This is a genomic window from Bradyrhizobium sp. Ghvi, assembly GCF_900115265.1.
In the GTDB taxonomy this organism is placed as follows: domain Bacteria; phylum Pseudomonadota; class Alphaproteobacteria; order Rhizobiales; family Xanthobacteraceae; genus Bradyrhizobium.
Window position 1 is genome coordinate 31,923 of sequence record NZ_FOVU01000023.1, and the last position, 19,676, is coordinate 51,598.

At 61.6% G+C, this 19,676-nt stretch carries 20 protein-coding genes and 1 pseudogene; 12 read left to right on the top strand and 9 right to left on the bottom strand.

The window, feature by feature from the left end; all coding sequences use genetic code 11:
• Positions 1-9 precede the first annotated feature (9 nt).
• The 7 genes from groL (at position 10) to hpnN (ending at position 8,741) form a co-directional block, all read left to right on the top strand.
• Complete coding sequence (gene groL / locus BM374_RS36305; RefSeq protein ID WP_092303601.1) at positions 10-1,632, top strand: chaperonin GroEL; 1,623 nt, start codon at positions 10-12, stop codon at positions 1,630-1,632.
• A 193-nt stretch (positions 1,633-1,825) separates the two neighbouring features.
• Positions 1,826-2,158: a hypothetical protein gene (locus BM374_RS36310; protein ID WP_092303603.1), complete on the top strand. Its 333-nt coding sequence runs from the start codon at positions 1,826-1,828 to the stop codon at positions 2,156-2,158.
• Between the two features lie 124 nt (positions 2,159-2,282).
• The gene (locus BM374_RS36315; protein WP_092303627.1) at positions 2,283-2,537 is read left to right on the top strand and encodes a hypothetical protein; all 255 of its coding nucleotides are present in this window, start codon (positions 2,283-2,285) and stop codon (positions 2,535-2,537) included.
• Positions 2,538-2,715: 178 nt separating this feature from the next.
• Positions 2,716-2,859 (top strand): hypothetical protein, encoded by a 144-nt coding sequence (locus BM374_RS39110; RefSeq protein WP_177248786.1) that lies wholly within the window; start codon positions 2,716-2,718, stop codon positions 2,857-2,859.
• Positions 2,860-3,248: 389 nt separating this feature from the next.
• Positions 3,249-5,078, top strand: coding sequence for a glycoside hydrolase family 15 protein (locus BM374_RS36320; protein ID WP_092303605.1), 1,830 nt, complete (start codon positions 3,249-3,251; stop codon positions 5,076-5,078).
• An 11-nt stretch (positions 5,079-5,089) separates the two neighbouring features.
• Positions 5,090-5,962, top strand: a complete 873-nt coding sequence (locus tag BM374_RS36325) for an SDR family oxidoreductase (RefSeq protein WP_092303607.1) — start codon at positions 5,090-5,092, stop codon at positions 5,960-5,962.
• A gap of 241 nt (positions 5,963-6,203) precedes the next feature.
• Positions 6,204-8,741, top strand: a complete 2,538-nt coding sequence (gene hpnN / locus BM374_RS36330; protein WP_244552835.1) for a hopanoid transporter HpnN — start codon at positions 6,204-6,206, stop codon at positions 8,739-8,741.
• Positions 8,742-8,775: 34 nt separating this feature from the next.
• On the opposite strand, the gene BM374_RS36335 is transcribed toward hpnN, so the two are convergent.
• Both BM374_RS36335 and BM374_RS39750 read right to left on the bottom strand, forming a co-directional pair.
• Positions 8,776-9,879, bottom strand: a complete 1,104-nt coding sequence (locus BM374_RS36335) for a S1C family serine protease (RefSeq protein WP_502689493.1) — start codon at positions 9,877-9,879, stop codon at positions 8,776-8,778.
• Positions 9,880-10,013: 134 nt separating this feature from the next.
• Positions 10,014-10,427, bottom strand: a complete 414-nt coding sequence (locus BM374_RS39750) for a hypothetical protein (RefSeq protein WP_244552836.1) — start codon at positions 10,425-10,427, stop codon at positions 10,014-10,016.
• A 192-nt stretch (positions 10,428-10,619) separates the two neighbouring features.
• On the opposite strand from BM374_RS39750, the gene BM374_RS36345 reads away from it, so the two are divergent.
• The 3 genes from BM374_RS36345 to BM374_RS39115 all read left to right on the top strand — a co-directional run bounded on the left by BM374_RS36345 (position 10,620) and on the right by BM374_RS39115 (position 12,275).
• Positions 10,620-10,832 carry a hypothetical protein gene (locus BM374_RS36345; protein WP_092303609.1) on the top strand — a complete coding sequence of 71 codons (213 nt, stop codon included), beginning with the start codon at positions 10,620-10,622 and terminating at the stop codon, positions 10,830-10,832.
• Between the two features lie 299 nt (positions 10,833-11,131).
• Entirely contained in the window at positions 11,132-12,025 is an 894-nt protein-coding gene (locus BM374_RS36350) for a sensor histidine kinase (protein WP_092303611.1), read from the top strand.
• Positions 12,026-12,104: 79 nt separating this feature from the next.
• Positions 12,105-12,275, top strand: a complete 171-nt coding sequence (locus BM374_RS39115; protein WP_177248787.1) for a hypothetical protein — start codon at positions 12,105-12,107, stop codon at positions 12,273-12,275.
• Positions 12,276-13,600: 1,325 nt separating this feature from the next.
• Here BM374_RS39115 and BM374_RS39755 read toward each other — a convergent pair.
• The 6 genes and pseudogenes from BM374_RS39755 to BM374_RS36385 all read right to left on the bottom strand — a co-directional run bounded on the left by BM374_RS39755 (position 13,601) and on the right by BM374_RS36385 (position 17,803).
• A complete protein-coding gene (locus tag BM374_RS39755; RefSeq protein WP_244552837.1) occupies positions 13,601-13,774 on the bottom strand; it encodes a DUF1236 domain-containing protein in 174 nt (57 codons plus the stop codon).
• 356 nt (positions 13,775-14,130) lie between these two features.
• Positions 14,131-14,844 (bottom strand): glycosyltransferase family protein, encoded by a 714-nt coding sequence (locus tag BM374_RS36365; RefSeq protein WP_210188627.1) that lies wholly within the window; start codon positions 14,842-14,844, stop codon positions 14,131-14,133.
• Between the two features lie 64 nt (positions 14,845-14,908).
• Positions 14,909-15,410, bottom strand: a pseudogene (locus BM374_RS36370) (transposase); the annotation flags it as partial.
• A 251-nt stretch (positions 15,411-15,661) separates the two neighbouring features.
• Positions 15,662-15,922: a lipocalin-like domain-containing protein gene (locus BM374_RS39120; protein WP_177248788.1), complete on the bottom strand. Its 261-nt coding sequence runs from the start codon at positions 15,920-15,922 to the stop codon at positions 15,662-15,664.
• Positions 15,923-16,089: 167 nt separating this feature from the next.
• Positions 16,090-16,806, bottom strand: coding sequence for a dienelactone hydrolase family protein (locus BM374_RS36380; protein WP_092303615.1), 717 nt, complete (start codon positions 16,804-16,806; stop codon positions 16,090-16,092).
• Between the two features lie 16 nt (positions 16,807-16,822).
• Positions 16,823-17,803, bottom strand: coding sequence for a Bug family tripartite tricarboxylate transporter substrate binding protein (locus BM374_RS36385; protein ID WP_244552838.1), 981 nt, complete (start codon positions 17,801-17,803; stop codon positions 16,823-16,825).
• Between the two features lie 156 nt (positions 17,804-17,959).
• On the opposite strand from BM374_RS36385, the gene BM374_RS36390 reads away from it, so the two are divergent.
• Positions 17,960-18,871, top strand: a complete 912-nt coding sequence (locus BM374_RS36390) for a LysR family transcriptional regulator (protein WP_177248789.1) — start codon at positions 17,960-17,962, stop codon at positions 18,869-18,871.
• A gap of 122 nt (positions 18,872-18,993) precedes the next feature.
• On the opposite strand, the gene BM374_RS36395 is transcribed toward BM374_RS36390, so the two are convergent.
• Positions 18,994-19,251 carry a WGR domain-containing protein gene (locus tag BM374_RS36395; RefSeq protein ID WP_028337791.1) on the bottom strand — a complete coding sequence of 86 codons (258 nt, stop codon included), beginning with the start codon at positions 19,249-19,251 and terminating at the stop codon, positions 18,994-18,996.
• Positions 19,252-19,328: 77 nt separating this feature from the next.
• On the opposite strand from BM374_RS36395, the gene BM374_RS39250 reads away from it, so the two are divergent.
• The coding region (locus BM374_RS39250; RefSeq protein ID WP_210188626.1) for a hypothetical protein at positions 19,329-19,676 on the top strand (348 nt) is incomplete at its 3' end.

Here is a 19,676-nt window from a genome sequence, read left to right on the forward strand (position 1 = left end):
GAGATCAAAATGGCTGCCAAGGACGTGAAGTTCGCAACGGAGGCCCGAGAGCGCATGCTGCGGGGCGTCGACACACTGGCAAACGCGGTGAAAGTCACACTCGGTCCCAAGGGTCGCAACGTCGTCATCGAGAAATCGTTCGGTGCGCCACGCATCACCAAGGATGGCGTGACCGTCGCCAAGGAGATCGAACTGGAAGACAAGTTCGAGAACATGGGCGCGCACATGGTGCGCGAGGTTGCGTCCAAGACGAATGATCTGGCCGGCGACGGCACCACCACGGCGACCGTGCTCGCTCAGGCCATCTTCAGGGAGGGTACCAAATCCGTCGCCGCCGGCATGAACCCGATGGACCTGAAGCGGGGCATTGACCTCGCCGTCGAGGCCATGGTGGCCGATCTCAAATCCCACGCCAAGAAAATCACCGCCAATGACGAGATCGCCCAGGTCGGAACAATCTCCGCCAACGGAGACAACGAGATTGGGCGTTTTCTCGCAGATGCGATGAACAAGGTGGGCAACGAGGGCGTGATCACCGTCGAGGAGGCCAAGAGCCTGCATACCGAGCTAGAAGTGGTTGAGGGCATGCAGTTCGACCGCGGCTACATCTCGCCATACTTCGTGACCAACGCCGAGAAAATGCGCGTCGAGCTCGACGATCCCTACGTTCTGATTCACGAGAAGAAGCTCTCCGGCTTGCAGACCATGCTGCCGCTGCTGGAGCAGGTCGTCCAATCCGGTCAACCGCTCCTGATCATCGCAGAGGACATCGAAGGTGAAGCGCTTGCGACGCTGGTCGTCAACAGATTGCGTGGCGGACTGAAGGTCGCGGCCGTCAAGGCGCCGGGCTTCGGTGATCGGCGAAAGGCCATGCTCGAGGACATCGCGATCCTGACCGGCGGCAATGTCATCAGCGAGGATCTGGGCATCAAGCTGGAAAACGTGACGGTGAAGATGCTCGGACGCGCCAAGAAGGTGGTCATAGACAAGGACAACACCACCATCGTCGGCGGCGCGGGCGCCAAAAAGGATATCGAGGCGCGCGCTCAGCAGATCAGGGTCCAGATCGAGGAAACGACCTCCGACTATGATCGCGAAAAGTTGCAGGAACGCCTCGCCAAGCTTGCCGGAGGCGTTGCGGTGATCCGCGTCGGTGGCGCGACAGAGGTCGAGGTCAAGGAGCGCAAGGACCGTGTCGACGACGCCATGCACGCGACTCGTGCGGCGGTGGAGGAAGGCATTCTTCCCGGCGGCGGAGTAGCGCTTCTCCGTTCCCTCAAGGCGCTGGACGGCCTTAAGACCTCAAATGCCGATCAGAAAGCCGGTATCGATATCATTCGTCGTGCAATCCAGGTGCCGGCTCGCCAGATCGTGCAGAACGCCGGCGAGGACGGTTCACTGGTCGTCGGCAAGCTTCTGGAGCACCAGAGCTACAATTGGGGATTCAACGCAGCCACCGGCGAGTACGAAGACCTCGTGAAAGCAGGTGTGATCGATCCTGCCAAGGTTGTTCGTACGGCCTTGCAGGACGCAGCATCGATCGCTTCGCTTCTGATTACCACCGAGGCCCTCGTGGCCGAGAAGCCGAAGAAGACCGAGGCAGCTCCAACCGCTCCCGCCATGGACTTCTGAACAACAGAGCCCGGCCGGCCACGGCCGGGCTCCCAACGAGAGGAGAATACCGCTTCCAAGACGGAGGTCTTGCATGAGCCGGTCTTATCGTCGTCGGCTCAGGATGAGACAGGACGCGATCCATTGGTTCATGTTCTCCCTGAGCTTTGTCACCATCAGCTGGATCTGCTTTCGAACGATTGGAGGAGTATAGATGATGCGCCATCTCGATACGTTCTCCGCGCGGGCGGAGACAAACCACAAACTGCGGGGAGCCCTGCTCGCCTTGGCAATGGGCAGCGCGATGTCCTTGACCGCCTTCGGTGCTTACGGCGTGGAAAGCCCGCGGGGAGTCGAGGCGACACAGAGCGCCTTCACCGGACTGCCGCTGCCGCCGATCCCCTATCTCGACACGATGCCGTGGCTGAAATGGCAGCCCGCGACGGCAACGATGAAGACGGACATCCTGCTGCCGCCGGCCTCGACGCCGAGCGGCATCTGGCCGGAGCTGACGCCTCGTTTCGCCGGACAGACTGCAACAAGCTGAACGTCGCGGAGCGGCCGTGAGGCCGCTCCCGATATTGCGTGCGAGAATAGAATCCGCTCGCCGCGATTTGCAGCGCTAATGCCCGGCGGCGCAATCGCAAATGCTTCGGCAGGAGCAGGCGTCCATGAGAAATTCGTACGCCAATCTGAGCCATCCCAGCGAAGAGCAGCTGGCCACGCTTGAATCACTGATCCGGGATGATTACGAGCGCTGCCATCCCGGAGAGACCCTCGACGATCTCAAACAGCGGGCGTCCTTTTCAAGGGAGGACAGAGGATTGTTGCGGGACTGGATGACGGTCGCGGCAATGCGGCAGCAATCCGCGGTCGGCGGCGCGGACTTGCGCCACTCACGGCAAATCGTGCCATGGAGCGGGTGAGGCATCTCGTCGGCATGGTCCGTGAGGAGGATTTCGAATTGCGGCGAGATCCCATTCCGGAGCCATCGCCGGACGAATTCCTTGTTGGTGTGCGGAAGCCACCTACCGTCCTGCAGTCCTGTGACCGTTATCGTTCGCACGATTGCGGCTGGACAGGTCGAGAAACCGATGAGTTGAGGTGACCTACTCCGTCGCGTTACCTTTCGTTCCTGCGGACGACGGCATTGCCGCCGGCGAAGAGGCGCTGCTCGCTTTGTTGATGGTGCATGCATTCCTCCTCGCACGGTTGGGGGCGGAGCGTGAGGCGGCACGCCGCACATGACGCAACGCCACCTCTCGACTCTGACTGAACGATACCTTCGCTCCGCGATTGACACAGGGGGCGTTGTGAGGAGGACGGACCATGAAGCGGGATCAATCTTCTAACGCGCAGCACCGCAAGACCGGGTCGTCGGGGATTGCGTCCGGACTGCAGCCGGGCGGCACGAAGCCGTTGGACAAAACTGGAGCAACGATGGGAAGCGAAGGAACCGGGGGCGGCAGCACCGAAGGACGAGCCGCGGGAAGCGCGAAGGCGGATGACCAGACCAAACAGCAACCTACCCGCCGCCCCTGACGTCGGACCTGCCTTTCGCCGAAAGTCTATGCCGCCGAAATCGCGCAGCCGGAACCCAAGGGCGATACGCCCATTGGTCCGACTGGGTAAGTTGAATGGCTCGGATCGAAGACTACGCGTTGATCGGCGATTGTGAGACCGGAGCCCTGGTTGGGCGCGACGGGTCGATCGATTGGCTCTGCCTCCCTCGTTTCGATTCCGATAGCTGCTTCGGACGGCTTCTCGGCAACGAGCACAATGGGTACTGGAAGCTTTGCCCGGTCGATGAAGATCCAAGCGAGCGCCGCTACCGGCCGGGGACGCTGATCCTAGAGACGGTCTTCACGACCAAACAGGGGCGCGTCCGCCTCATCGATTTCATGCCTCCAAAGACAGGCGTTTCAAAGGTCGTGCGGATCGTCGAGGGCCTTGAGGGCAAGGTCGACATGCGCAGCGAGCTGGTCGCGCGCTTCGACTATGGCGTCAGCGTGCCATGGGTCAGCCGCATTGAAGACGGGGCGCTCAGTCTGGTTGCGGGGGACTCGATGCTGCTGCTCAGAACCGAAGCGCCCATGCGCGGCGAGTCCATGAAGACGGTCAACTCGTTTTCGGTCAAGAAGGGCCAGCGCGTCGCTTTCGTTCTTTCCTATCAGATTTCGTACCAGGAGCCTGCGGCTGCCGAGGATCCAAGCGCCCTATTGGATGCAACGGAGCGCTTCTGGCGCGATTGGTCCAGTCGCTGCGAAGCGGCAGGCGCCTACTCGGAGGCGGTTCTGCGGTCGCTGATAACCCTTAAGGCGCTGACGTTCGCCCCAAGTGGCGGCATGGTTGCCGCGGCGACCACCTCCCTTCCCGAGCAGATCGGCGGCCCAAGAAACTGGGATTATCGGTTCTGCTGGGTGCGCGATGCCACGCTGACCCTCTTGGCCCTCATGGGAGCGGGCTACTTCGACGAGGCGCGTGCCTGGCGAGATTGGCTCGTCCGCGCCGTTGCAGGAAGTCCCAAGCAACTTCAGATCATGTACGCGGTCACGGGCGAGCGCCGGCTGACCGAGTGGGAGGTGCCGTGGCTCTCGGGATATGAAGGTTCGAAGCCCGTGCGCATCGGAAACGCGGCGCACACCCAGCTTCAGCTCGATGTCTACGGCGAGTTGATGGACGCTCTCTATCAGGCGCGCCGCGGCGGGCTTCACGAGAACAAGCGTGCATGGGCGGTTCAATGCGCCCTGCTCGATCATCTGAAAGGCATCTGGACCGAACCGGACGAAGGCATTTGGGAGGTCCGCGGCGGCGCAAAGCATTTCACCTATTCGAAGATCATGGCGTGGGTGGCCTTCGACCGGGCCATCAAATCGGCGACCGAATTCGGCATGCATGGGCCGGTACAGGAGTGGGAAGCACAACGCGCCGCCATCCACGAAGACGTTTGTCGGCACGGATACAATGAACAGCGGCAGAGTTTTGTTCAGGTGTATCGCGAGCCGCAGCTCGATGCGAGTCTGCTGCTGGTCCCCGCGGTCGGTTTCTTGCCACCGCATGATCAGCGCGTCATCTCCACCATCGAGGCGATCGAGCGGGAACTGCTCCAGGACGGCTTCGTCCGGCGGTACGATACCGGCGCGACGAAGGACGGCCTCCCGCCCGGAGAGGGCATGTTCCTCGCCTGCAGCTTTTGGCTGGCAGACGCGTATCACCTCGTTGGCCGTGACGCGGATGCCAAGGTATTGTTCGAGCGCCTCCTGGCGCTGCGCAATGACGTTGGCCTACTCTCGGAAGAGTACGACATCAAACGACAACGCCTCGTCGGAAATTTCCCGCAAGCCTTTTCGCACATCGCGCTAGTGAATACTGCGCACAACCTCACGCATCGCGAGAAGCCCTCTGAGCACCGTGGAGGCAAAGAAGCAGTCCCGAGCAAAGGACATCAGGCGACGAGCTCCGGTTAGGAGGAAAGGCAATGGCAGAGATCACTACCGACCCCGCGGCACCAGCCCTCCCGGGCGAACGTCCTCGACCACCAACTCGCTTTCCAGTCGTCCTAGAGGGCCAGCCTGCCCTCGTCACCGGCGCAAACTCCGGGATCGGGCGTGCTGTCGCCCTCGGCCTTGCCGCCTCCGGCGCCGACGTTGTCGTCAACTACATCGTGGATCCGCAAGCGGCTGAAGACGTGGCCCACCGCATCGAAGCGTTGGGCCGGAAGGCGATCACGGTCAAGGCGGACGTCAGCAGTGAGGAAGACGTACGGTCGATGTTCGCCAGAGCCCTCGAGCACTTCGGGACGCTGCACATTGTGGTGAACAACGCTGGACTGCAGCGGGATGCGCCCTTCCACGACATGAGCCTGGATCAATGGAACAAGGTCATCGGCGTCAACCTTACCGGCCAGTTTCTCTGCGCCAGGGAAGCCGTCCGCGAATTCAAGAGGCGAGGTGTCGTGAAGGACGTCTCCGCCGCGGCCGGCAAGCTTATCTGCATGAGCTCGGTCCACCAGGAGATACCCTGGGCGGGACACGCGAATTATGCAGCCTCGAAAGGCGGCGTCATGCAGATGATGCGAAGCGTGGCCCAGGAGGTGGCTCCGCTCGCCATTCGTGTCAACGGGATTGCGCCGGGCGCCATTCGCACCCCCATCAATCGGCCCGCCTGGGAGACCAAAGAGGCCTACGAAACCCTGATGACCTTGGTCCCCTATAAGCGCATAGGAGAGCCAGTCGACATCGCGCAGGCGGTCGCCTGGCTGGTGTCGGATGCTGCCGACTACGTGACGGGCGCGACCCTGTTCATCGACGGCGGCATGATGCTCTTCCCCGGCTTCGCGACCGGAGGCTAGGTCGTACCGCTGATGCGCATGTCTCCGGCCGCCTGGAGGCCTGAGTTCCCCAACATGCCGGCGGCAACCGGCGACCGCTTCGCACGTTACACATCTGCTTCCCGGGGCCAGGTAGAGGACTTTTCGGCTATTCCAGCCGGCAAGCGCTTGGACGACAAACGAAACACATGACTCAAGCGGTCGTCAACATCGTCGATCTTTGCGTCCGCCGCTGGCGAGTCACCATCTTGTCGGAACGCTCTTGCTAGTTGCCTGCGCGTTCTACGCCGCAACGCGGTTTTCCATCAACACCGACATCCAGACGCTCGTATCGCAGAACCTTCCTTGGCATCAGCGCGAGGTCGAGCTCTCGAAAGCATTTCCGCAAAAGGGAATCTCCGTAGTCGTGACGGCGACGACGCCAGAAAATGCTGACGTTGCGACCGACGAGCTTGCAGAAAGGCTGAAGCAAAATCCGGAGCTGTTTCGCGACGTCGTCCAGCCCGACAGCGGCGAGTTCTTCGAGCGCAACGGCCTGCTGCTTGGCTCGACCGCAGATGTGCAACGGACAGCCGACGGGCTGTCTCGTGCCCGCCCCTTCCTGGAGGCCATTGCGGCCGATCCGACCTTGCGCGGCGCAGTCGACGTACTGGGCTCGGCTGCGCAAGAAGTTGCGGCAGGTCGGCTGAAGCTCGAGCAGCTCGGTTGGCCGCTTTCGCTCACGCGAAAAGTCTTGGATGACGCATTGGCCGGTAAGCCTGCATTCTTCTCCTGGCAGGAGCTTCTCCAAGGGCACGCTCTCGCCGAAAACCAATCGCGGCACTTCATCGAAATTGCTCCGAAGCTCGACTTCAAAGCACTGCAACCCGGCCGGGCGGCAACCGACGCGATCCGGAAGGCAGCCTCGGATCTCCAATTGAAGCAGCGTTTCGGTGCCGAGATCAGCCTTACTGGTGAGGTCCCGATGAATGACGATCAGTTCTCGGTGATCCGCTCCAGCGCGGGGCGCGACACGCTCACGGCCGTGATCGGCGTGCTGGTGATCCTTTGGCTTGCACTCCGTTCCTTCAGGCTCATTGCCGCGGTGTTCTTCACCCTGGCTGTCGGGCTCGCCGCAACCGCCGCTCTGGGACTCCTGATGGTTGGCTCCTTCAACCTGATCTCGATTGCATTCTTCGTGCTGTTCGTCGGATTGGGCGTCGATTTCGGCATTCAGTTCAGTGTGCGTTACCGGACCGAACGGCACGAGCTGGATAACCTCCGTCATGCGCTGCGCTGCGCCGCGCATAAGGCGGGAGCGCCGCTGGCGCTCGCGGCGGCCGCCACCGCGATTGGCTTTTTCGCTTTCTTGCCGACCGACTATCGCGGTTTGTCCGAGCTCGGACTGATTGCCGGCTGCGGTATGCTGATTGCGTTTGCCTGCAGCATTACGTTCGTACCGGCGATGCTGACCGCGCTCAATCCGCCAGGCGAACCCGCGGCGGTGGGCTTCAAATGGCTTGCGCCGGTCGACGCATTTCTGCAGCGTCACCGCATCGCGGTGATCGTCGGCACCATTCTTGTCGTGTTGGCTGGCACGCCGCTACTGTTTCACCTCTCCTTCGATTTCAACCCGATCGACCTTCAGAACCCCAATTCTCCATCCGTAGTCACCTATCGGAAGCTGCAGTCGGAGCCCGAAACCAACGGAAATGATGCAGAGGTGCTGGCGTCCTCGCAACGGCAGGCGGATCGGATCGCGAAACGGCTTTCGTCGCTTCCGGAGGTCGCCCGCGTGGTGACGCTGACGAACTTCATTCCGACCGATCAGGAGCAGAAGCTCGCTGCGCTCCATGCCACCGACCGGGCCATCGGGCCGGTGCTCAATCCACGCGGTAAGAGGCCGATCGACGAGGACACCGTCGACGCGCTTCGCAGTACGGCACAGGCGCTCTCGAAGGTGGCAACCGGCGCCAGTGGTGTGGTCGCGGACGACGCACGCGCCGTCGCTTCGCAACTTGATCAGCTGGCAAGTGCCTCGACCGACGTTCGCCGCAAGGCGGATGCGGCGGTGGTGCCGTCCCTGAACTACGATCTCGACCGCCTTCGCAAGACCCTCTCGGCTCAACCGGTGACGCGAGAACGCCTCCCTGCCGACCTAGTCCGCGACTGGGAGTTGCCGGACGGTCGCGCGCGGGTGCAGGCTCTCGCGAGAGGCGATGCCAACGACCTCGGTGTGCTGCGAAAATTCGCCGAGGCCGTTCTTGCCGCCGAGCCCGCCGCGGCGGGAGCTGCGGTCAGTTATTACGAGTCCGCCAGAACCGTGACCCGCGCTTTCGTGGAGGCCGGGATCATGGCGCTGGTTACGATCACCATTCTCCTTGTGATTGCCTTGCGGCGCATCACCGATGTCCTGCTCACGCTCGTCCCGCTGCTTGTCGCCGGCGCGCTCACGCTGGAACTCTCCTTCCTGCTCGGTCCGCAGCTCAATTTCGCCAATATCATCGCGCTTCCGCTGCTGCTCGGCGTTGGAGTGGCGTTCAAGATCTACTACATCATGGCCTGGCGCGCCGGCAAAACCGGACTGCTGCAATCGACATTGACGCGGGCGGTGGTGTTCAGCGCCATGACCAATGCGGCGGCTTTCGGCAGCATGTGGGCCTCCAACTACCCGGGCATGTCGAGCATGGGAAAGATGATGGCGCTGGCCCTCGCCTGCACCATGGCTGCAGCCGTGCTATTTCAGCCGGTTCTGATGGGGCAACCACGGCAGATCAAGCCGCATGCGGAGGTGCCTCCATTGCGAGAGGCGGCGGAATAGCAGTCCGGTAAATGGATTCGAGTGTGGACAGCATTCATCGTTGGGCCAGCTGGGAGACATCAGCGATAGACAACTTGACTGTGCGGGTTTGCCCGGCGCGATCGATGGTCAATGCGATCTGCTTCCCAATGCCCTCATCTTCAAGGATCGAGGTCAGTTCCTCCATGCTGTGCACGGGCTTGCCGTTCACCTCGGTAATGACATCTCCGATCACTCCGTCCTCCCTCACGCCTTCAATCCCGGCTTTGGCGGCCGGAGAGCCGCGCAAGGTTCGGAGGACGATGACGCCGTCAATTCCAAGGCTTGTTGCCTCGCCCTGCTTGGCCGCGACGATGCCGACTCCCGGCAATGGAACGTGACCACTCCGGATCAACTCGGCGGCGACGCGGTTGACGATGTCGACGGGAATGGCGAATCCGATTCCGGCAGATGCGCCCGAGCCGGAGATGATAGCACTGTTAACACCGATCAGGCGGCCGGCACTATCGAGCAGCGGACCGCCGGAATTTCCAGGATTGATGGGCGCGTCGGTCTGGATCATCCCCTTGACCTCGCGCGCAGTGACCGAGGGCAGGGTTCGACCAAGCGCACTCACGATCCCAGAGGTCAGAGTCTGGTCGAGACCGTAGGGGTTGCCGATCGCGAATGTGCTCTGGCCTACCTGCAGGTCAGCCGAACGGCCGACAGCAATCGGATGCAGTGCCGATCTTGGCCGCTCCAACTGAAGAACAGCGAGGTCGTAGTTTGGAGCGGCGCCGACTACATGCGCCGCGACGAATTCGCCTGACGTCAGCCGAACCCCAATCTGCGCGGTGCCGCTGATGACGTGATTGTTCGTGATTACATGCCCCGCGAGGTCCCATATGATGCCTGACCCAGATTGCACAACACTGTCCTGTTCATCAGAAAATACAGACGCGCTGGGTCTGCCGCGGGCAAACACATGCACGACTGACGGAGAGACCTCCTTGAAGAGACGGACAGTCGCCTGCTCGCTGGCAGCGAGCTCGGCACGAGGTGTGACAGTCCGAGGAATAGAGGCAGAAAACCAGAGCGCCGACAGGTAGGGCTGCATTACCCAGACGGTCGCCAATGCCAGCAACCAGACGATCATGAAGCGCAGGAAACGAACCGGCACCCTGATGCCTCCTTTCCGGCATCTCAATTTTCAGGACACCCCGGCGGCAACAAGCCCCTCTCGCGAACAGCGTGGCGCGCTTCGCGGAGCAGGACACGGTTGAGGCCGCACGTACGCTGCGGCCTCACGCGATCTTACTTTTGCGCTCCGGAACTGTTGGAATTGCCCGGCGCGGCGCTGCCCGCACCCGATCCCACGGTGCCTGATGTCGAGCCGCCGGACGTCATGGCCTCGAAAACCGACATGCCATGCGGACCAATGGTCATGACAACGGGATTCCCGTCCTTCGATTTCGCCTGCACGACGAAGGACTCGGCCACGACCTTCACATCGGTAAAGCCTGCGGCTTGCAGATCCTTCCTGATGCTCTCGATCGCCGACTTGTTTTGGGCGCCGCCATTGGACTGGGCAGCATCGGCTGGGCTCTTCTGATCGTGGCTGGCGGACGCTGCGTCCATTTGCGAGCTGTTAGCGGGCACCGTTGTTTGGGCAAAGGCCGGGACCGCGAAGCAGGTGAACAACGCAGCTGCCATAGCGAGTGTTTTCATGGAGCTTCTCCTGAAGTGATATGCGTGGCGCTCATGCGGCTTCTGAGCCGCAAATCAGAGAAGCGAGCTGCCGGTCCGATCGTTCCAAACACACCACACTCGATGACTGCGTTGTTCGCCGCGAGAGATCGAGGCGACCCCAATAGGAACGCTTCTTTTCTCCGCGCCTTCTGATTTCAAGGAGAATGTGACATGACCTATCCGAACGACAATCGACCTGTCGGCAACCTGAATCGGCGGAACAACTGGGGAGGTTGGGCGGCTTTGGCCATCTGCGTGATCGTGATCATCTTGGGTGCGTTCTACTATTCAAACCGGCACAACACGACCGCATCGAACCAAAGCACCTCGCCAGCAACAACCACAGGATCAAACTCGACTGGTCCAGCAGCGCCGAAGAAGTAGCGGCAAGGGGTGTTGGCGTGGTTCGGTCCAGCCGTCACGGTCGGCCACAGCGCACGGGATCGGCTGCTGCCCTCATCTTTCGCGTCCTACCGCCCGTCTAGAGCACGGTGCACAGCTCGATTGCCTGATCGTTGACGAAAGCGGTTAGTAGATCGGTTCTGCATGGCGCCAGCCTGTCGAGCTAGAGCGGCTTCTTGTCGGAACATCGAGCCCGGAGGTCACGATGCCCGGGATGGAAGCCATTCTGCACCGCCTCCTGACGACCAGGTTTCGATTTTCCGATTTGGGTGCGATACACCTTGACGCTCGGCCTCGTCGGGATCGCCTTCATCGCCCGGGTGATGCTCGACGATCATCTCCGCTCTTACCCCGTTCTACTATTCATTCCGGCGATCTTCCTGTCCTCCGTCCTGTTCGACTGGGGCAGCGGTCTGGCAGCCACTGCGGCGGGTGCGGCGCTCGCTTTTGTCTACTTCATCCCCGGTCCGTCATTATCCGCCGCGATCCCCCTCGTCCTCTTCGTCCTCACGGGCATCTGCATCGCCGCTATCACCGAACTTCTGCGGCACACGCTGCGGAAACTGTCAGAAGCAAAGCTGTATTCGGACGTTCTGTTGCAGGAGCTCGCGCACCGAACGCGGAACGATCTCGCTACCATCATCTCGATCCTCAGGCTGCAAGCCCGATCAGCCACCGATCCGGCTGTCCAGACGGCGATCGCGTCAGCGGTGAGCCGGGTGGATGTGGTCGCCAAGGTTCACGATCGGTTGCGCGATACCGCAGACAGCAGCCGCATCGACCTCGCGCCCTACATCGAAGCCCTATGCGGAAGCCTCGCCGACTTCAATCGTGGCGTCCGCACGATCTCGATCAGTGTCCGCTGCGAAAACATCGAGGTGCGGAGCTCGCAGGCGGCGTCGATCGGGCTGATCGTGAACGAACTTGTGACGAACTGCTTCAAATACGCCTTCCCGGAAGGGCGCAGCGGTACCGTGGAGATCGGCGTGCGCGCCAAGGACGACCGCATCCTGGTGACCGTTCAGGACGACGGTGTCGGCTGTCCGGCCGAAGTCAAGAGCGGACTCGGCACGCGGCTGATCAGTCTGCTGGCGTCGCAGATGAAAGGGACGGTGACGAGAAGATCTCTTCCGCGGGGTTGCGAGGTGCAGGTCTCTCTCGCGCACGACGCATGAGCGCCTCAGGCGCTGAATTTATCGGATCTAACTGCAACCGAAGACAGGTTGTGGCATAGACGGGTCGGAGCCTGCGACTATGACCACCCCCTCGCCGAAGATCCTCGAAGACCTGGAGCGATTCAGAAGACTCTACGCGGAGACGACCGATCCGCTTGCCGCGCGGCTGCTGCAGGAGATCATCGCGGAGCTTGAGGCGTCTCCTTCCCCGGCGCAGCAGGACGCAGCCAAAAAGCCCGAGGACGGCTAGACGGATGAGCCTGGGCGAGCGCGACACTGCCTGCGAAAGTTATTCCCCTCCGCTCGGGGCCAAGGCCAGATTGCCCGATGCCGCAGCCTAGGGACACGTTCCTGCCGACGTAAGGGGCCGTCGTCGGCACGAGACCCGGCCGGGCTGCTGATGGTGGCCAAGGCCGGATCGGCCGCGCCTGTCCCGCAATTGGCGAAGCTGGGCCTGCAGTCGGATCTCTTGCAGGGCGCTGCGTACCTTTCGCGCATCATCCCTTCGGGAGGCCCAACTCTTCGACCGCTCGCCCACAGATTTCCGCAGGGTCTTTGAGGCCGGTCTGACCAATCTCGAGGATCTTCTTGGCGATCATTTCGGTGAGAGGGTCGTCGGCGATCCTTGAGGCCAATAGTGCCTAGGGCCTGTTCGTAGGACGTCGAAAGCCTCGCGATCTCCTCGGGCCCAAGTGGGGAGTTTTGAAGTATTCGGTGATGGCCATTTGTTGGCCCCGACGACCAGCGACCACCGGCATGCGATGGAGTAAAAGCTTCGCTGATCCAGAGGAACGTTAGCATGGATGCCAAGTTTTCCTGAAGCCCCTGCCCCAGGGGTGACCCCGAACTGGCCCCAGCTCAAAGCCCCTAGCCCCCAGAGCTGGGGCCTTCATCCGCCAGAGGGGCGGTGAACGAATGCTTCAGTAGGGCTCCGCCAATAAAGCTGTTCGTCACCTCGGCGACCGTGGAATCCTGCGGCACTACCGCCGCTGGTCAGCGAAGTCGATCCGCATGCAGCGGGCCGCGCTACGGAAGGAGCGGCCTTTCCTTTTAGACATCAGCATCTCATCACCACCATCCGCCTCCAAATGGGCCGGACCGCTCGAAGGCGAGACGCCGGTCGGGTGTCCTTCTCTGTAGCTTTGCCGAGCGCTTCGGATGCGGGCGCGCCGCTGCGGAGGCGCGCGCAGACGTGTCTTTTTTGACCTCGGCGACAGGTGCTGCAGGCATCGCAGCCATGGCTTCGCGCGCTTGCTTGTGCTCTTCGGGGGAGTGGATCAGCCTGCGCGATTGTCGGCAAATCGGCGCGCGGACGCGTGTCGAACACGATCTTCTCCGGAAGCGTTCGCGCCGAGGCGATCCGGATGATGGTTCTGTCTGGATCGGGCAGGCCCGCCCGGTCGACGGAAGCCGGCAATTAAAGATCCGCAGCGAAGAGCGGCGCCAGCAGCAGCCCGCCGGCGGAGACGAAATAACGGATGATCGGCATGGATTGCCGCTCGCAAACGAGAAGTCAGGTATCGGCGGCCGGATTGGGGCGGCGGGCCGCTGCGATCAGCGACCCGCCGGGATGGCTTAGTCGATCTCCTGGACGACCGTGCGGGTCGACGGATCGACCAGCATCACGCGCTCGCCCGAGTAGACATAGCGATACTTGGTAAGCGAGGGACCCCAGTCGGCAGGAACAGCCTCGAGCTCGACTTCGCGCGGCACCGGCTGACCGACGACGATCTTCTGGCGCGTCTCCACGGGACGGACTTTGTGACGTAGGTGCGGATCTTCGTGCGGTATTCCGGCTCGATCTGCACGGCGGTGGCGCGAGCAGTGCCCGTGGTGGTGACGACCGTCGACTGCGCCATCGCGCCCGTCGAGATCAGTGCGACGATCGACGTTGTCAGCAGAAGCTTGTTCATGTTGTTCTCCTCACCGCCATATGCGGCATGCGAGAACCCGCGAAGGATGGCAAGATTCCGGAACGCGGCAGGGATTATTGCCTGTTTTCCCGAATCTTAGAGGCGAGAACGCCGTCTCGTCGGCGCACAGGAAGTGTCTCGGGTCAAGGACTGGCTTGAGCCGCTTCGGGGGCCGCCACGCTCAGTGCGCGTTCATCGCTTCTGTACCACGATGGAGAGCGCCGAACCGTCGTTCAAGATCGAGAAGACCTCCCGCAGCGACAGATGGGCAGCCGCCTGCTCGAAGCTATCACTCGCATCGATCTTGGCGCGGCCGACCGCCAGGTTGGCGTCGATTGTGTCGGGCCGGACGGCGCGAGGTGGCGGCAACTGCGCGAGGTGGAAGGCCAGGAGCGCAGCGTCTTCGCGCAGCTCCACCAAAGCAGGTTTGGTGCCGACCTCCGCCCTCGCGCTCAATTCGTTGGCCCGGCGCAGCACCTCGGGCGGCTCTCGGTCTTCAGGGGTCGCGAAGAGTTTGCCGGACGCGGGCCTGGCCGTCAGCGCTCCTATGGGAACGGCGAACAGTAGCCCCACGATCACGGGTGACATCCAGAGCAGAAGCGGCAGCGAAACAGCGTACGCGCTTGCGGCCATTGCGACGCCGCACAAGGTCGGAACGCCGTACTTCCGATAGAGCTCCCGGCGTTCCACCGTGCCATCGTCGCGCCTCTGCGTCTGCCATCCCACGTCGCGGCCAGCTAGAATCTCGACGACAGCGATCGACTGAAAGATCATCATCACGGGCGCCATCAACGCCGATACCAGGATCTCTGCGAAAACTCCGGCCGAGGCACGCAACGCGCCGCCGAATTGGGCTGATGCCGAGCGCCGCATCCAAAGCAGAACCAGGCTGAGCAGCTTCGGCAACAAGAGCAGACCCATGGTGGCCCCGAACACCCAGATGGCGAGCACGGGATCTTGGGCGGGCCACGTCGGAAATAACGAGAACCCCTTCGGAAAATACTCGGGACGCATCGCCTTCAATCCCCTTTTGCCGATTGGCGTCGGCCTTGATCAGGCTCGCGTCGACGAATCCTTCACCGCCGACCAGCCGCTCCTCGATACAACGTCGCAAGACATTCTCGAACACGCGACGGAACAGATCGCTTTCTCGGAACCGACCATGCCTGTTCTTGGAGAACGAGGCCGAGTCGGCAGAACCATCGGTAGGCCAAATTGAGGTGAACCTCATCGCATAGACGTCGCTCCGATCGGATGCCGAAGCAATAGCCGATCAAGAGCATCCGTATCATCAGCTCGGGATCGATCGAAGGCCGGCCGATCGTACTGTAGAAGGGCGCCAGTTCCTGCCTAATCTGTTCAAGATCGACAAATCTATCGATCGAGCGAAGCAAGTGGTCGGAAGGCACGTGCCTCTCGAGCGAAAACTCGTAGAACAAAGCAGCCTGTTCGACTTGCCGATGTCCCATCATGATCTTCAGTCCTGCCGATTAGACAGACTGAATCACCGCTATCTCTGAGTCGCAACTGCTGCTTTTTTCAACGGAATCGACCCAAAGGCGACATTCCGTGTTGGTGGCTCCGTCAGCGGCAAGGAATGCGACTAAACGGTCAGGGTTCGCGTTCCCAGGTCAGAGTGCCGACGACTTTCTTGCCCTGATAGGTGCCAACGGAGCTGACTTGTTCAGCCGTTCGGAGGCTCAACCGGTCAACTTGAAAAATCTCACCTGATCCAGCCGGTAAGGAGTTCGTTGCCCGATATGTCTACCTTGGTCGTGAACTTGTCTCCGTCGATGGTGAATTTGCCGGTGTAAACAAGCAGCGACCTGAGCAGCACCGCTGCTTCCTCGTCATTTGTTGCAGGCTTCCGGTTCGCTCCAACGATCATGAAGGCCGCAAATCCGTCCGGCGTGAAGAGCGCCCTGCCTTTCGGGTTAGGACCAAACGGTTCGGTGGCGTCGCCCCGACAATTTGAATGGTCCAAGAGGTCAACTTCCAGCTCCCGACCAGTTGCTTCGATGTGTCGTCCGCAAACACAGGTCCGGACGGAAAATAACAACAGAAAGCAATCAATAAGGCAACGAGACGCGCCATGCTGTTCCCCGTGAATGGCAAGTCGGGTTCCGACCATGCACAGGATAGCCGGGGCAATTAAAAGTTACGAGCCTCGGACGGCGACTGGAGACGTTGAAGAATCTCACAGGCGCGCCTCATTGAAAAATCATATGCTACCCGGTCGAAGGAGGGGCTTGTCCGCATCATGTAGCCGTGGCGTATCCCGGGCAAGATGTGCACTTCGACGTTCTCCATGCGCGCCGCTGCATCACGATACGCCTGCAGCACCTCGGTTGGTGCGCGATTGTCCTCGTCGCCCCAAATGAAGCAGACTTGCTCGCGAAGCCCGCCAAGCTCGTGAAGATAGTCGAGCATCTGGGACGCGTGGCAACAGATGCCAGCGGCGTAGCCAAGTCGCTTCGGCCCGAGGATCGCATACGGACCGCCGTAGCAAAATCCCATGACCACCGCCCGGCCGTTGAATTGCGGGATCGTGCCGAGGTGTCTCAATGTGTCGATCATATCGTCTTCGCCGGCCTTGATTTGCTCGAGGCGCGGCTGCGCGCGCTCGGCCGCACGCGGGTCGTTCCGAGGCAGCGGTCCGGCGACCGAACGCCAGAACAGATCCGGCACTGCGACGATGACCCCGTATGCCGCCAGCTCGTCGGCGATGGCGATCATGTCGGTATCCACGCCGTGAATAGCAGAGGCAAGTACGATTGAAGCCGCCTGCTTTTCAGTCGAGGGCACGACCAGATAGCAATCGAACGCGCCGCCTTGCTTCGCGCAAATCTTGCTGAATGTCCCCTGCATGTAAAACTTTGCCCCGCTATTCCGGTCGGATCTTCGCGAGACTGATCACTTTGGCCCACTTCTCGGTTTCATCGGCCATCAGCTTGCCGAAATCGGCGGGCGAGCCGCCCAGTCCGGACGCGTCGAGGCCGCGCAGGCGCATCCTGAACCCCGCATCGGCCAGAGCGGTGTTGGCCTCCTTGTTGAGCCTGTCGATGATCGCGCCAGGGGTGCCTTTCGGCGCGCCGATGCCGAACACTGAGCTGGCCTCGTAGCCGGGCACGGATTCGCCGATCGCTGGCACATCCGGCAATGCCTCGGATCGCATCGCCGTCGTCAGCCCCAGCGCGCGCAGCTTGCCGCTCTCGATGTAACCGATCGACGGCGCCACATTGACAAAGACGACCTGCACCTGCCCACCGAGCAGATCCGTGATGGCGGGCGCCACGCCTCGATAGGGCACATGCTGAAGATCGAGCCCGCCGGCGGCCTGCTTGAACAATTCCGCGGCGATGTGGGTGATCCCGCCCACGCCTCCCGAACCGTAGGAGAGTTTCCCCGGATTGGCCTTAGCATAGGCGATGAACTCCGGAATTGTATGGGCAGGAACCGATGGGTGGATCACCATCACCAGGGCGCCACGGGTCAGGCCCGCGACCGGCGCGATATCGCGCAGGAAATTGAAGTCGAGATTTTCATAGAGCGTAGCATTGATCGCGTTCGGAGAGCCAACCAGCAGAAGCGTGTAGCCGTCGGGAGGCGCCCGCACGACAGCGTCGGTGGCGAGATTGCTTCCTGCCCCGGGCCGGTTCTCGACGATGAATTGCTGGCCGAGCCGCTCCGACCACCAATCTGCGACCAGACGCGCGAGAATGTCGTTTGGGCCGCCGGCGGCGAAGCCGACCATGATCCGGACCGGCCGAGAGGGATAGGCGTCGGCGTATGCCGGGCCCGACAGCAGCGGCGGTGCGGCTATCCCCGCCGCGAAGCGTAAAAATTGACGTCGGGAGGAAGTCACGGGCTTTGCTCCGTCGAACCTATGCCCACGCTGGCTCTCTTCAACGGTGGAGAATAGTTGATGCTGTCATAAGCGCATAAGGCTATTGTCTGATGAGACCATCTCGAAATGGATATGGGTACTCTCATGCAGATGAGCGATCGCATCGGAAAGCGAATGAAGCTGCAGGATCTCCACGTGCTGATGGCGGTGGTTCAGGCCGGCAGCATGGGCAAGGCGGCAGTCCTGCTCAACACCACCCAGCCCAACATTTCGCGATCGATCGCGGAGCTCGAGCGGGCGTTCGGCGTCCGCCTGCTGGATCGCCACCGGCGCGGAATCGAGCCGACCGCGTGCGGCCGCGCCCTGATCGATTGCGGTGCCGCCGCCTTCGACGAGCTGCGGCGGGGTGTGAAGAGCATCGAATTTCTGGCCGACCCCACCGCCGGAGAGGTGCGGATTGGAAGCACGGCTGATCTGGCGGCGAGCTTCGTTTCCGCGCTCATAGACCGGCTCTCGCGGCGTCATCCGCGGATCAGATTTGAGCTCGTGACCGGCTACATCGACGCGCTGCATCGCGACTTGAACGAACGCAAAGTCGATCTGTCGTTCGTGCGGAGTCGCGGCCCGATTGCCGATGAGCGGCTGCATTTCGAGTTTCTTTTTGAAGATCGCTACGTCATCGCAGCGGGCGCAAATAATCCATTGACGCGCCGGCGCAATATCCAGCTCTCCGATCTGGCGGAGGAGCGTTGGGTGCTTCCGCCGCGGGAGAGCGTGATCGGCTCCATCATTACGCAAGCCTTTCTTACCCGAGGGCTCGCGTATCCTCAGGCGACGGTCGTCACCGATGCCCCCCATATGCGGGTAAGCTTGCTAGAGACGGGGCGGTTCATCACGGTTTTCCCGGCTTCCACACTGAAATTTCTCGCCAGGGAGGCGGCGCTCAAGGTCTTGTCCATTGAACTGCCGGCGGACCGTCGACCGAACGGGATGCTCACGATCAAAGACCGCACCGTCAGCCCGGTTGTGCAGCTCGTCATCGACAGCGCCCGTGAGCTCGCAAAGCCAATGGCGAAACAAAAGTGACAAACAGCATGTCGGTTTGTGGCCCAACCCGGAAGTCAGATAAGCTCGACTTTTGCGCTGCCATCGGTGGAGAAGCGGACATCTCTGGGGGCAGGCGCACGGCCTAGATCAGGCGGTTGCATTCAAGGCGCGGGGTTCTTTGGAACGTAACCACGGCGCTTTTTGCGGACGAGCCAAGTCTCGAGCGCTTCGACGGCCTGGACCCTCCCTGCAAACAGATCCATCCGCCGGCGGCCGCGTTGGCCGAGACGCCCCCATTCGCGCACCAACGCCGTATCACCGAACAGAGTCGGTTCGATCGTGAGGACATAGAACCTGGCCATGTTGCAGGCCGGATCGCACCGTTGGAGCACGAGGTATGGCACCGTGAGTTCGGACATACCCAAGAATCGCAACTGTCGAAAGCACCGTCCAATTAATTTATCGAATCGATCAGGCCTCTCGATTCAGAAGTTTAATGCCGGTGATGAAAGCCATTGAGGGTGCTCAGCGACCGGTTTCGGAAAAAATATCGGCTGTTGTGGGAAGTCTGACTGCGAAGAAGGTGGGCGTCGCCCTGCGGGCCGGGCTGTTGGCTACGCTGAAGCCCCGCGAGCGGGTCTTCCGTAGGGTAGGCGCGGGACACCTCGTGAGAGGATATCCCTACGCCTCCCTCCAAACCGTGCGGGCACCTTTCAATGCACACGGCTTTCCGTACGCGCATGCTTTCAACCAGAAACGGTTGTTCGGCATGACGGGCACAGAACAATGGTCTTGCGCCGCCAACCGGACTGTTTCCAAACCGCCAGCACGCTTCGCAGATCTC

Coding starts and splice junctions, on each gene's coding strand:
- groL (WP_092303601.1), top strand. CDS start 10: ATGGCTGCCAAGGACGTGAAGTTCGCAACGGAGGCCCGAGAGCGCATG.
- BM374_RS36310 (WP_092303603.1), top strand. CDS start 1,826: ATGATGCGCCATCTCGATACGTTCTCCGCGCGGGCGGAGACAAACCAC.
- BM374_RS36315 (WP_092303627.1), top strand. CDS start 2,283: ATGAGAAATTCGTACGCCAATCTGAGCCATCCCAGCGAAGAGCAGCTG.
- BM374_RS36320 (WP_092303605.1), top strand. CDS start 3,249: ATGGCTCGGATCGAAGACTACGCGTTGATCGGCGATTGTGAGACCGGA.
- BM374_RS36325 (WP_092303607.1), top strand. CDS start 5,090: ATGGCAGAGATCACTACCGACCCCGCGGCACCAGCCCTCCCGGGCGAA.
- BM374_RS39750 (WP_244552836.1), bottom strand. CDS start 10,427: ATGAAAACACTCGCTATGGCAGCTGCGTTGTTCACCTGCTTCGCGGTC.
- BM374_RS36345 (WP_092303609.1), top strand. CDS start 10,620: ATGACCTATCCGAACGACAATCGACCTGTCGGCAACCTGAATCGGCGG.
- BM374_RS39115 (WP_177248787.1), top strand. CDS start 12,105: ATGACCACCCCCTCGCCGAAGATCCTCGAAGACCTGGAGCGATTCAGA.
- BM374_RS36380 (WP_092303615.1), bottom strand. CDS start 16,806: ATGCAGGGGACATTCAGCAAGATTTGCGCGAAGCAAGGCGGCGCGTTC.
- BM374_RS36390 (WP_177248789.1), top strand. CDS start 17,960: ATGAAGCTGCAGGATCTCCACGTGCTGATGGCGGTGGTTCAGGCCGGC.
- BM374_RS36395 (WP_028337791.1), bottom strand. CDS start 19,251: ATGTCCGAACTCACGGTGCCATACCTCGTGCTCCAACGGTGCGATCCG.